This is a genomic window from Polyangiaceae bacterium (genome assembly GCA_016715885.1).
Classification (GTDB): domain Bacteria; phylum Myxococcota_A; class Polyangia; order Polyangiales; family Polyangiaceae; genus Polyangium.
On the sequence record JADJXL010000021.1, the window covers coordinates 107,531 to 120,902 of the forward strand.

The window sequence follows — 13,372 nt, forward strand, 5'->3', positions numbered from 1 at the left end:
GCCGTGGCGGTGGGTACATGGATGTCGCGGTTTTACGTCTCACGGCACGTTCGCCAAGAGAGCGGGCTCTCGGTCGCGATTAGGTAAAAATCGCCTCGGGAGTTGCACAAGACCTTGTCGTATCGTGCGGTTCGGGTGATAACCGGAAGGCATGGGCACGAGCAGCGACCGGGGACAGTTCAACAGGCGCGTACTCGTCATCGATGATCAGCGCTCGATCCACGAAGATTTTCGTAAGATCCTGGTCGGTGATGCCGAGGCGGTCGATCTGGACGCGATGGAAGCCGCCGTTTTCGGGATTCGGGCGCCCGAGCCGAGGCGAATCCGGTTCGAGGTTGACAGCGCGTACCAGGGAGCCGAAGCGATCGAGAAAATTCGACGAGCTCGTGCGGAAAAACGCCCTTATGCGCTCGTGTTCGTCGATGTGCGCATGCCTCCCGGATTCGATGGAGTCGAAACGTTGGCGGTGATTTTCGAGGAAGACCAGGACATTCAGGCGGTCCTGTGTACGGCGTATTCGGATTGGTCGTGGAGCGCGATTGCGGAGCGGATTGACAACGAGGGGCGGTTTCTCATTTTGAAGAAACCTTTCGACGCCGCGGAGGTTCGTCAGATGGCGGCTGCCATGACGATGAAATGGTCCGAGCAAGCGGCGCTTCATGCGGCATATCGGCGCCAGGAGCTGCTACACGAGGCGACGCGGCTGCTCGTGCGCGCGTCTTCGCCGCGAGCCTGCGGGCCGGCGCTCGTCGAATTGATTGCAAAATCGCTCGAATGGCCATTCGTGGCGCTGTGGTCATGCGCTGGCGGCACCAGATTCGAATGTCTCGGGGCGTTTGCGGATGCGACGCAGAGTGCCATTGCGGAATTATGCGCGTCGACCTTGTCGCTCGAAGACGCTGCACGCGTGTTGCCCAAAGAATCGTTGATTACATCGACATTTCACGCATTCCCATCGGAGCAGCGAGACGAGCGTGCCGGACTCGCAAAAAGTGCGGGGCTTTGCGGGGCGCTCCTGGTCCCCGCGCGCGCGGGGGAGCGTGATCTGGGGGTGCTCGAAATGTGGCGCGCCACGAAGACCGCGCCCGATCGCGGCGAATTGGCGCTCATTGAAGAGCTGTGTTCGAGGCTCGGCCACTTTTTGGATCGCGCACACATGCTCGAATCGCTCGCACAGCGCGAGGCATCATTGCGAGCGCTGCTCATGGCATTGCCGGACACTGTATTTCATGTGGGCCGCGATGGTCGGACGGTAGCGCCGCGACCAGGCCGCGAGGGGGCATTGCCCGATTGGGTAGCATTCACGAATTTGCTCGATCTCGTTCCTTCGCACGAACATCCGCGTTTGCTCGAGGCGCTCGTTCGCGCCATGGACACGGGTTCGGTGCAGCAATTCAGCTTTTCACCGGGCCTCGACGGGCGCAAGTACGATGCCCGCATTGCCCCGATGCTGGAAACTTCGGCCATCGTGGTCCTTCGCGACGTGACGCCTTATTGACGGCGCATGTCTTTTGGTGGCAATAGCAGCGTGAATGTCGCGCCGCGCCCCACGCCGTCGCTTTGAGCGATGATTTCACCGCCCATGCTTCTTGCGGCAATGGCGCAGGAATGCAAACCGAATCCGTGACCACCGGCGCGCGTGGTAAATCCGAACGTGAATAAGCGCGGCATGACGTCGGGAGCAATGCCGCAACCCGTATCTCGAACGGTGAAACCCAAGCGGTCGCCGTTTTCCACGCGAGCGGACACGATGAGGCTTTTCTCGTGGTCGTCACTCGTGGCCAAAAGTGCATGACCAGCATTGGAAATCAAGTTGACCAATATCTGCAATACTCGATGTTTCTCGAGTGGCCATGAAGTGACGGACGAATGGATGTCCCGCGTGATTTCGATATCGTTCGTTTTTGCTTCGAGCGCGCTGATACGAATGGCGTCTTCGACCAATTCTGAAATCATGACGTCATCGAAAAGACGCGTAGCGCCCGCGACCGATTGCTGAAGGGAAACGATGTCACGAATGTGCCCGACGTGTTTGTAGACGCGTCCAAGGTCTTCGAGATTGGAGCGGCGTTCTTCCTCGAGACGTTTGGCGAGCGCATCGAGAAGGTCGGGCACGGATTGGGCGCGCGGATCGCTCGAGAAAAATGCGGGCAAGTCATTCTTGTGCTCGGAAACGAGTCTCGCGACGCGTTCGATTGTGCCAATGCGTGAATCCTGCAGGCGAGCCAGGACCACGTCCGCGCTGACGCTGACGCTGTTGAGGGCATTGCCTACGTTGTGCAAGACATTCGTCGCAATTTCGGCCATGCCCGCGCGGTGTGCCGTATCGACGAGCCGCCTTTGAGCTTCTTCGAGCTCCTGCGTCCGTTGACGCACGCGCCGGTCGAGCTCTCGGTACAAAAGTGCATTGTCAATTGAAACGGCTGCTTGCGCGGCAAGGATGCGTATGAGCTCCAGCCGTTCCTTTGAAAATACCGACGGGAGGCGTCGGTGTTCGAGCAACAGCAGGCCGAGCAATTTGCCATGATTCGCAATGGGGACGCAGGCGAGCGCGCGCGGACGGTGACGGACGACATAACGATCGGCCGCGAATCGAGCGTCGATCAGGGCGTCATTGACGATGGCCGCTTCACCGGCGCGCAAGACGAGCCGAGCGAGTGAAGATGGCAAAATGTCATCGCAATTTTCGAGTGGAATGTTCGTCATTCGTGGCGTTTCGTCCGCATCGCTTCGTCCGCTCGCGACGAGCACGGGATCGCCATGTTGAAGCAGGATGAAGTGTCCTCGTTCGGCGCCGGCGTCGGCGAGCAGCACGCGGAGTACGGTGGAAACGAGTTTGTCGAGGACGATTTCTTCGGAAATACTTCGAGTTGCTCGAAGCACTGCTGCAATGTCGAGGGTGGTGTGTAATGTACGATTGGCCGTGGACGTGGCGGGCGTCGTGGTTGCGCGATGTTCTGCCGAGGGGCCTTCGAGCGCGCGCAATTCGGGGAATGCTTGTTCGAGCGCGCGGACTTTGCCGGTCGCGCCCCAGCGCGCGTAAGCGTCACGCGCGGCGCGCAAGTATGCGGCGGCGGGCGTCGTGAGCCCGCGTTGCCGATAAAATTGCGCGGCGAGCTCGGCGGCGAGCGCTTCGACGTGGGGAAATCGGGCAGATCTGGCTGCGGCAATGGCAGATTCATAAAGTTTTTCTGCATGAAAAATTCGGCCATCGATGCGAGCCAGCTCGGCGCTCAACAGATCGCGTCGGCAGGCGAAATTGTCCGGACAATATTCGGCCCAGGCTTCGAATTGCTGCTGGCTAGTCAATAAGGCTTTTCGGCGTGCTGGGCGTATGCTATCCAGCGCACGTTCCCACGTCATTGCTGCAGCAATGGCGTAAAAAAACAAATGCTCGGCAAGCTCCGCTTCGCTCGTAAAGGTGGAGAGCATCCTATCGGCAATCTCGGCCGCGGCGACGGCTTCGTCGAATTGACCACCGAAAACTCGAGCTTCCGCTTTGCGAATGTAATACCAGCAAACGACGAGACCCATTTGGCTCGTCGCAATACGCTGCTCGAATGCGGCTTCGTCGAAATCAGGACCGTCGAACGAACCTACTCGAACCGTGGTGCCGCGGAGGGAAGCGACGAGGCGCTTTTGCGTAACGACGATGTCGACGATGTTCTGATCCCGCGCTCGCTCTACGAAATCGCCCAATCGTTCGGATTCCCGCCATACTTCGTCCAGGGGATCTCCGCACACGAGCATGTTCGTCAGCAAGTGATTGCATGTATAGCAAGAAAAAATGAGGTCGCCGTTTTCTTGACCCGCGTGCAGCCCTTCGAACAAATATCGTCGATTGTCGCGATAATGACGACCATAGGCGTTCACGATATCCCCGAACATGAGGCCGAGCTTGGCTCGAAATGCCGGAAGATTGCGTCGCTCCATCAGATCCCAGCCAAATTTCCCAGCGAGCCATCCGAGCCGATATTGACCCGCGGTTCGGTCGACGAGGAGCGCCCCCAAATAGCCGAAAGCTGCGGCGGATTCATCCGTGACGCCGCCGCGCAACGTCATGTCGACCATCGTGACCACGACGGTCGCATAGAGCCCCTTGTGCGTAAAAAGCGTCGGAGGCGCAATTTCGAGCAGAATCGACATCGCCGCGCGTTTGTTCGGATCCGTCATCGACTCCAAATCCGCGAGCGTCTCGAGCGGGCACGTTTCGAGCTTGGCGATGACCGATTGCAGGCGTTGCGCTACTTCATCAGGCGTTGGGCTTGGCGAAAGTTCGATGCCAAACTTTCGCAATGCTTCGAGACCGGCGCTGGCGGCATCCGCCGGACGTCCCATTGAAGTGTAAATGCCAATGAGCGTGCGGTAGACGTCTGCTTTGTCCGGACCCTCCGGAACGCGCTTCATGAGCTCTTTGCAAAGTTTTTCCGCCTCGGAAAACTCGCTGCTCAAAAAATCACATTCTGCTTTGAGTATGCAGAGCTCGCGCATCGTGCCTGGCGCGTCGTCCCACCCGGAAGGACCAAGCGCTTCGATGCCGATCGACAAGCATTGGGATGCCGTACGGAATGCGCATGAGCGTCGTGCGCGCTGCGCTGCCCGCAATTCGAGATCTGCAAGCTGTCGCCGTTCTGCGACGTCGTTCATTGCAGTCAAACCCCGCCCCAATTGCGAAACGATGTCGAATATGCGGGCATCGAGCGCTGCGGGGGGCGTATCTGCCAAAATGGCACGCCCGAGCGCCCGATGCGTCCTGGGTCGCTCATCTTCCGCAATTCGCTCGTACGCTGCTTGCTGCACGCGGTCGTGAGAAAACTCGTAGCCCTCCGCGACGCGCAAAACGAGGTGGTCACGCACGGCTGCGGCAAGGTCGCCCGAGATTTGTTCCTCCGTTCGATGCGAAGCGACCGCAAGATCGCGCGTGGTCACGGCATTGCCGATACACGCCGCAATTTCCAATGCGTACTGCGCATGTGACGGAAGACGCTCGATGTGCCCCGTGAGAAGCTCGACGACGTTGTCCGCATATTTTCGCTCGCGAATGACGCCGAGATCCCAGCGCCACGTTGCCGCAGCGGAATCGAAAACAATCAAACCATCGCGGTGCAAGTCTCGGAGAAAGCGGATCGCAAAAAAAGGATTTCCGTGCGTCTTTTCATGCACGAGATGTGCCAAACCTCGCGCTCGATCTCCGTCGACGTAAAAAATGTCCTGTACGAGCTCTTCCAAGTTTTGCTCGGGCAAACCCGTGAGCGAAATCCTTTCGATACGCGTGCCTTCGTTTTCCATGTCGGCAAGCGTGAGCATGAGCGGATGCGTCGGATTCACTTCGTTGTCACGATATGCTCCGACGACCAAGACATGCCCCACGTCACGCTGCGTGAGCACCGAATGGAGCACGCGCAAACTGGCTGGGTCGGCCCATTGAAGGTCGTCGAAAAAAAGGACGAGTGGGTGCTCGGCCGGGGCAATGGTGGCGAAAAATCGCCCGAGCGCTGCGTGCAGGCGTGCTCGCGCTTCTGCAGGCGGCAGTTCTGCAATGGGAGGCGGACTGCCAAGGAGCGTCCCGAAACGAGGGCTGAGGTCGACGATGACACGGGCGCTCGGACCAAGCGCGGTGCGCAAGCTCTTGCGAAGCATGTCGAAATGCGCATCGCTATCGCCCAAGAGCTGGAGTGCCAGCTCGTCGAGCGCTTGCGCGAGCGTGGTGTATGGTATGTCGCGCCGAACCTGATCGAATTTGCCCGAGGCAAACCTGCCGCGCGCTTTGGCAATGGGCCGGCGAAGCTCGTGAATGAGTGACGACTTGCCGATGCCGGAATAACCAGCCACGAGAACGAGTGAGCTGCTGGCACTTGGCTGAGTTATTCGTTCGAATGCGGCGAGGAGCGTTTGGATTTCTTTGTCCCGACCATAGACGCGCAGCGGAATCCGAAATCGTTCCGGGACGTCGTATTGACCTACGGTCAATGCAGCGCAGTGCCCGTTTTGGTCCAAGCTATCCAGGCACGCGGTGAGATCGCGCCGCAATCCCGACGCGCTCTGGTAGCGTTCATCCGGAGACTTGGCGAGCAGCTTACGTACGATGGCGTCAACCGATTCCGGCACTTCGGGGGGTAGGGGAGGCGGGTCTTTGGCAATGTGGCCATGCACGATTTCGAGCGGATCGGGTGAATCGAAGGGAAGCCGTCCGGAAAGCAATTCGTACAAGGTGACGCCGAGTGAATAATAATCGGTACGATAATCCACGAGCTGTTCGGTGCGCCCCGTTTGCTCGGGCGAAATATACGCAAGCGTGCCGCCCATGGCTGCTGCGCGAGGCAAGTCGTCTTCACCTTCGGGCAATCGTTCGGCAATGCTGAAGTCCGTGAGAAAAACCGATCGTCTCTTTGCGTCGAGGCAAAAGTTCGACGGCTTGATGTCCTTGTGCACGAGTCGCACGCCGTGCACTTCGGCCACGGCGTCGACCATTTGCAGGGCAAAATTCAATAGGTTTGGCAGAGATAATCGATTGTGGATGCACGAAACGAGCGACTCGCCGCCGACGTCTTGGCTGATGAGCACCGGGCCGTCGGGTCCGGATTCGAGCGCGATGGGGCGCACGGTGCGTATGCCGGGCAAACCTCGAGTGACCGCGAATTCTTGGCGAAGTCTTTCGGCATCTTCGGGGCGCCGCGCGGTTTTGACGACGACGAGCGTGCTGTCGGCTTCGCGAATCGCTCGGGTGACGATCGAACGTGGACCGACTGCAATGGGATCGAGGAGGCGATAACCGGGAAGCATCGTAGAATGCCACCTCGATGGCTGGACAAGGGGACTCTGGACCGACGGACGTTTGAACGAAGCGGTCTACGAACGAGTTTCGTGACGTTCAGGGTTAGTCGCACACGTTGTTGGTGCACGAATTGCTGAAGCACTCGCTCGCCTGCGTGCACGGATCACCCGTGTTCTTGACGCAGACCTTGCCCGCGCTGCACTTGGCGCTGGCGCAATCCGTGGGGCCTGTGCACTGCGCACCGAGCGCGCCTTTGCAGCCGCCGAGGCCCGTGCAGGCAAGACTGTTGGCGCCGAGGCACGACATCCCATTGCCGTAATTGTCATCCTCGCCGTATTTCGGAATGAACTCGCACGTGCCCACGCTCGTGGGAAGATCACAGGCTTCACAAGCAGCATCGCATGCGCTGTTGCAGCAGATTCCATCGGCGCAGAAGAGATTCGAGCCGCAATCCTGAATGACGTTGCACTTTTGGCCTTGGATGCAAGCTGGGCATCTATCGCCGCCGCAATCGATGTCGGATTCGTCACCATTCCGGATGCTGTCGTCGCATCGGAAGCACGTATTCGACTTGGGATCGCAGAAAATCCCCATGGGACCGCAATCCGCATTCGTATTGCATTCGACGCACGTGCCTTCGCCGTCGCACGAATTCCCGCCGCCCGTCGTACACGCCGTTCCTTGTGGCGCGGGCGTGCTCACGGGCGAGCCATTCATGCACGACGTGAATTGGCAATCGATGAACGGAACGTCGTTATCGTCACTGACGACTTTTTCACCGCCCTGGCCGTCGCATTGAATTTCCTTGCAATCGTTGGGAATTTGCGTTGGAAGCTTCTGCCCATTGGGAGAAGGCGTCTGCCGGCAGATTTTGTCGAGGTCGCATGCCCATGGCAGGCATGGCGTCGAAACGCCGCATTGATCGGGTGTCGTGCAGCCGCCGCAATCGCCCGTCGCGGTGCAGATCAAATCATTGTTCAATCCGCAAGGAAGGCCCGCCATGACGACGTGCGCATTCGGCTGCCCTTCACATCCTTCGAGCGTGCAGGGATCGCCGTCGTCCGCAGCAGGCGTGCATTGACCTTTGAGCGCGGGATCTTCCCCGGTGCGGGCCAAATTGTCCACTTCGTTGGAACAACCGGGATTTTGAAGCCCAGCCAATCCCAAGAATCCAAGCAAAAGCATCCAAGTCGTGCGATTCGTCGGCCGCATGTCAGGTTCTCCGTCTCGCTCAGAACGAACCGGTAAGCGTGCCACCCAATCGGTCGAAGCCGATGACGGGGGCGAATTTCATGCCAATGATACTGCGACCAATGGGCACCTTCGGCAGCAAAAACAGCCCCACCGTTCCGACGGCGCCCACACCCGCAATGACGAAACCCGCCACAGCACCATTGGCGCGCGCATCCTGAGACGAAAGGGTGTCCTTGAGCTGCGCGCATGCGGGCTGGTTCGGCTGAAAAGAATTCGGCCCGCAAAGCCCGTACGTATTCGGTGTCGTTCGCGCAATCTCGGCAAGCTGCTTATCGGCTTCTTCGCCTTTGCCGCCCGCGGACACGGTCAAACCAATGCCCAATCCAAGACCCAGCGCGGTGAGCGCTCCGCCGCCGATGAGCCCATACGTGTGCCATTCCGGCAAAGGTGGCGGGGGAGGCGGAGGTTTCGGTTTTTCCGGGCCAGGCGGTGGCTTCTTGGGTCCCACGCTGGCTGGCAAGGGCTTGAGCACGACATCGGTCTCGCTCTCCGTGTTCGGCGCGACGACGTGGATCTCCTTCGCCGGCTCGTACCCTTCCTTCTTCACTTCGATGTCATGCGTGCCGGGCTCGACGAAGAGCGGCGCTGCCAGCGGGGAGCGACCCACGAGGCGTCCGTTGAGGAAAACTTCCGCTCCCTCGATGGGAATCTTGAGCCACCACGTTCCAAGTTTTGCCGTGACGTCATTGAAAACTCGCGTTGCCGTTTCCCTGTCTTCTGCAGGCGCCGTCTTCGCCTCGCGGAGGAAAACTTCCAGATGTTCCGCAGCATCGCGAGGCCGGTTCGACTTGGCTTCGGACAATCCGAGCAGCAACAGCGTGTTCGATTCGGGCTTCAACTTGTAGGCTGCGGCAAACAGTTCTCGCGCCTTGTCGAATTGACCCGCTTTGTTCGCCTTCCTGCCTTCTTCGATGAGCCGCGCAGCTTCCTTGTCGGGATCGGGCGAAGCTGCTCCAGTCGGAGCGGGAGCTTTGGCGTCGGGCGTTGGCGCCGCGGCCGCAGCCGTTGTGCCAGCCTTCGCATCGGCCGTGGGCGCTGCAGGTTTTGCCGCCGTCGGAGCGGCTGGTTTCGCGCTCGTCGAAGTCGCCGCTGGTTTCGCGGTCGTCGCCGGTGCTGCGGGTTTGCTCGGTGCCGCTTGGGCCATGCTCGCGGCGGACATCATCGTCACGCTCGAAAGCAGCAGGCCCGCCGGTACCCATCGCCTAAGCATCGTCATGTGCTCCTTGCTGCATGCGCATTGAAACCAAAGTAACGCTCCGCAATCAAGCGTAAAGTGCTTCAGCGATGAAGGCCAAGCTCTCTGTGTTCTCCAACGACACCCGAACCGATGCCAACGGTGGAAATGACTTCCTGCGGGGATGGACGGAAACTGGATCGAAAGGCTGCGATCGTGCTTCAATGGCGAGCATGCGCCAACTCTGCCCTATCGTTCTTGCCGGCTTGCTCGTCGTGCAGGTCGCGTCCGCCGAGCAGCCGACACCTGCGCCAAGTGTCGCAACCGGGTCGACGCAAGCTTCGGGAACTGCTACCGGCTCCGCACAAAGCTCGACCGAGTCGGCTGCGACGCCCAAACCCGTCAAGCGCATGGCGCTGCGCAAGGCGAAAAAACGTCGCGTCGTCAAAGGTCCCGTCGCGAACTTTCCAGCGTTTCGGGTGCTGCCCGATGGCAGTAGCCGCATCCACGTGGCGATCAGCGAGAAGGTGATCGTGGCCGAGCGCAAAGCCGAGGGGCGCATCGCCTACCGAATCAAGGGTGCGTCCGTGCCCGTTCGGACAAACCGCTTGCCGCTCGTGACCAGTTTCTTCCGCACAGCCGTCGCTCGCGTGTCGCTCGTCGAAGTGGACGAGGAGGACGCCGAGCTCGTCGTCGAGTTGCGTCAGCCGAGCGCCGTGACGCACAAGGTCGTCGAAACCGATGCGGGCATGCTCCTGCAAGTGGACGTTCCCGCGCCGGCAGCGCAAGCATCGGCACCTGCACCTGCGAAGTAGTTTCCGCAAGCGGCTGATGATGCGACAGGAGCAGCGGGGCATGCTCAAATGAAGCGCCCGGAGACGCGAGGGACAAACCCCATGCCAGACGAGCCTCCCATCGCCCAAGATCGAAAAGACGCTCCCGCGCTGCCGAAACCGCGTGTGCTCGTCGTCGATGACGAACCTGCGCTGCGTCGCAGTTTGGCGCGTATGCTCTCCGTCGAGAACTTCGATGTGCTGACGGCCGAAGATGGTGCGGCAGCGCTATCGCTGCTTCAGACGACACGCGTCGACGTCGTGCTGCTCGACGTGATGATGCCGGGCATGAGCGGCATGGATGTCCTTTCACGCATCAAGAAAGATCATCCCGAAGTCGAAGTCGTGATGATGACCGGCTTTGGTGACATCGACACCGCCGTTGCCGCCGTGCGACAAGGCGCATACAACTTCTTGACCAAGCCCTTCGGGCCTACGGAAGCCGTCTCGATCGCACTCGCTCAAGCAGCCGAGCACAAACGTTTGGTCGATCGGACCAGGCAGCTCGAACAACGGCTCGCGACGCACGAGCGGTTTGGCGAGATGATCGGCGGATCGAGGCGGATGCAGGAAGTCTACCGCGTGGCGCTCGGAGCTGCTCCGACGACGTCGACCGTGCTCATCTTGGGCGAAAACGGCACGGGCAAAGAGCTCGTGGCGCGCGCGGTGCACCAGCACAGCTTACGGAGTGACAAACCGCTGCGAGCCATCAACTGCGGGGCCATTCCGGAAACGCTCGTGGAAACGGAACTGTTTGGCAGTACGAAAGGTGCATTCACGGGCGCGATGGACCGACCGGGCCTTTTCGAGCTTGCCGACAAGGCAACGGTTTTTCTGGACGAAATTGGCGATTTGCCGCTGAGCGCACAAGCCAAACTGCTGCGGGCGCTGGCCGTCGGCGAGGTCAAACGCGTGGGTGCATCCGAACCGAAAATGGTGGACGTGCGCGTCATTGCCGCGACGAACGTGGACCTGAAGGAACGCATAGCGCAAGGTCGATTTCGCGAGGATCTTTATTATAGGCTCGCAGTCATTCCAGTGTACTTGCCGCCTCTGCGCCAACGTAAAGAGGATATCCCGCTGCTCGCGTACCATTTTTTGCAGAAATATGCGCGGCGAAGTGGTCGGGACATCAAGCGCATCGGCACCGAGGCGCTGCGCGTTTTGCGCGAACAACTGTGGCCGGGCAATGTCCGGCAGCTCGAAAATGCCATCGAGCATGCCGTCGTGATGGCGCGTGGCGATTGCATCATGCCGTCGGACCTTCCGCCGTTTACGCGCAATGAATCGCCCGCGTTCGAGGACGACGCGGCGGCGCCCGAGGCTTCATCGTCGGTCATTTGGGACGAAACGCTCGCGGATTTGCCTTATGCAGTGGCAAAGGAGCGCGCCGGGACGCTGTTCGACCGGACATACGTCGAGCGTCTCTTGAAACGAGCCGATGGGAACGTGAGTGAGGCGGCGCGACAAGCAGGAATGGATCGGTCGAATTTCCGGCGGCTCGTCAAGAAAGTGCGCGAGGTGTCGGAAGAAAATGGGCACGACGAGCGTGAAAGAGTGTAGGGAGTCGACTTGCACGAACCGCAGCTTCGTGGACAATGCGCTGCGCATGCTGCGTGTCGTTTCCCATCGCTTTTTCGTCAAGGCCGCTCTGGTGTTTGGCGTGTCGGTCGCTTCTGCGAGCGCCCACGCCGCAACGCCTGTCACGATGGACTTGCCCCATATTCTCGAAGCTGCCGACAAGAACCATCCGAACATCTTGGCGGCCAGGGCGCGTCTGCTCGCCGTGCGCGCTCAGCTCGACGAAGCCCACCGAACGCCGTTTACCCAATTCAAAATGACGGGAGGTGTTGGCCTTGCCCCGACCGTCCTTGGAAATAACATGTTCAGCCCCAATACCGACGTAGCGCTCACGAGCAGCCTCGGGCTTGCGTGGCGCGCGGGTATCGACGGGGTTTTGCCGCTTTGGACATTCGGCAAGATGACGAATTTGTGGGCCGCGGCCGAAGCCAATGTGCGGCTGAATGAATCGCAGGTCGAAAAAGAACGAGATACCGTGCGTCTCGATGTGCGAAAGGCATACTTTGGATTGCAGCTCGCGCGTGACAGTGCGCTGCTTCTCCGTGAAGTGCGCAAAGCGGTCAACCGGGCCGTCGACAAGGTGACCGACCAGGTGGAGAACGAAGATGCCGATCCCATCGAGCTTTACAAGCTGCAAACGTATGTCGCCGAAATTGAGGTGCGCGAGTCCGAGGCGACGCGATTCGCTACTGTGGCGCTGACGGGTCTGCGGTTTTACGCGGGCGTGCCGAATTTGGATATCCCGGACGAACCCATACGGCCTCCCAAGCACAAGCTGGGGCACGTTTCACGTTATTTGACGGCGGCCAAGCTGTATCGGCCCGAGATATCGATGGCGCGGGCGGGGGTTTTGGCGCGGACGGCGCAGCTCGAAGTGGCGCGGGCGCAATTTTTCCCCGATATTGGGCTCGGTTTGAATGCGGTGTATGCGCGAGCGCCCGAAGTGACGAATCAAATCAATCCGTTTGGTGCCGATCAGGCGAATTTTTTTGGGTACGGCGCCGGAATCGTATTCAATTGGAAGCTCGATTTTTTGACGCAATCGGCGCGTGTTCGTTACGCTCATGCGCAGCTCGAGGAAGTACGGGCGCTCGAACGGTTTGCGACGGGCGGCGCAGGAGCGGAAGTCGAAACGGCGTATGCCGAAGTCGTGGATTGGCAGAAGCGCATGGAGGCATACGCGAAGGCTGCATCGTTTGCAAAAAAGTGGATGGTGACGGTGCAGCAAGGCATCGACATTGGCGCGCGGGAAGAAAAAGATGTATTGGATCCGGCCAGGGCTTACGCGACGCACCGTTTTGCTTGGATGAACGCCACGATGGAGCTCGACATGGCCATGAGTCGGTTGGCGAAGGCGACCGGATGGGACGCGATTGCACCGGATGGGACGTGACACGCTACCGCCACTTCGTTGATTGAGCTTTGGGAGCGACCTGATTTCTCAGCACATGCGGCACTCCGCGCCGCACTCGCCGCCTTTGGCCGATTCAGGCCGAGGAGGCGGTCGAGGCGGTTGCGGTGAGTGACGCGAGTCGATTGCGGTTCTTTCAATTCGGGCTGGGCAAAAAGCATTGACTGGAATTCCGTCGCCACATTACGCGCTCACGAAAAAACAGCATGCGGATTTCTTGACGAATCCAATCTCCGCGGGAATTGATGAAGGGTTCGACGCAAGTTCGACGATCCATTCTCGAACGGCACGATTTCTGCCTGCAACCATATGGCAGTTCGTCGGCAAGCTCATTCAACCGCGTT

7 protein-coding genes are annotated in these 13,372 nt (G+C 59.8%); 4 read left to right on the forward strand and 3 right to left on the reverse strand.

Going from position 1 to position 13,372, the window contains the following annotated elements; translation table 11 throughout:
• The first annotated feature begins 151 nt into the window (after positions 1 to 151).
• Positions 152 to 1,498 (forward strand): response regulator, encoded by a 1,347-nt coding sequence (locus IPM54_31465; GenBank protein MBK9264308.1) that lies wholly within the window; start codon positions 152 to 154, stop codon positions 1,496 to 1,498.
• Here the strand turns inward: IPM54_31465 and IPM54_31470 are convergent.
• The 3 genes from IPM54_31470 to IPM54_31480 form a co-directional block, all read right to left on the reverse strand.
• The gene (locus tag IPM54_31470; protein ID MBK9264309.1) at positions 1,492 to 6,783 is read right to left on the reverse strand and encodes an AAA family ATPase; all 5,292 of its coding nucleotides are present in this window, start codon (positions 6,781 to 6,783) and stop codon (positions 1,492 to 1,494) included. The genes IPM54_31465 and IPM54_31470 overlap by 7 nt on opposite strands.
• Before the next feature lie 94 nt (positions 6,784 to 6,877).
• A complete protein-coding gene (locus IPM54_31475; GenBank protein ID MBK9264310.1) occupies positions 6,878 to 7,987 on the reverse strand; it encodes a hypothetical protein in 1,110 nt (369 codons plus the stop codon).
• Between the two features lie 19 nt (positions 7,988 to 8,006).
• Positions 8,007 to 9,245: a PEGA domain-containing protein gene (locus IPM54_31480; GenBank protein ID MBK9264311.1), complete on the reverse strand. Its 1,239-nt coding sequence runs from the start codon at positions 9,243 to 9,245 to the stop codon at positions 8,007 to 8,009.
• Positions 9,246 to 9,436: 191 nt separating this feature from the next.
• Here IPM54_31480 and IPM54_31485 point away from each other — a divergent pair, with 191 nt between their 5' ends.
• The 3 genes from IPM54_31485 (at position 9,437) to IPM54_31495 (ending at position 13,010) form a co-directional block, all read left to right on the forward strand.
• On the forward strand, positions 9,437 to 10,018 hold the full coding sequence (locus tag IPM54_31485) for a hypothetical protein (GenBank protein ID MBK9264312.1): 582 nt from the start codon (positions 9,437 to 9,439) through the stop codon (positions 10,016 to 10,018).
• Positions 10,019 to 10,099: 81 nt separating this feature from the next.
• Positions 10,100 to 11,599, forward strand: a complete 1,500-nt coding sequence (locus tag IPM54_31490) for a sigma-54-dependent Fis family transcriptional regulator (protein MBK9264313.1) — start codon at positions 10,100 to 10,102, stop codon at positions 11,597 to 11,599.
• A 46-nt stretch (positions 11,600 to 11,645) separates the two neighbouring features.
• The gene (locus tag IPM54_31495; GenBank protein MBK9264314.1) at positions 11,646 to 13,010 is read left to right on the forward strand and encodes a TolC family protein; all 1,365 of its coding nucleotides are present in this window, start codon (positions 11,646 to 11,648) and stop codon (positions 13,008 to 13,010) included.
• Positions 13,011 to 13,372 lie beyond the last annotated feature (362 nt).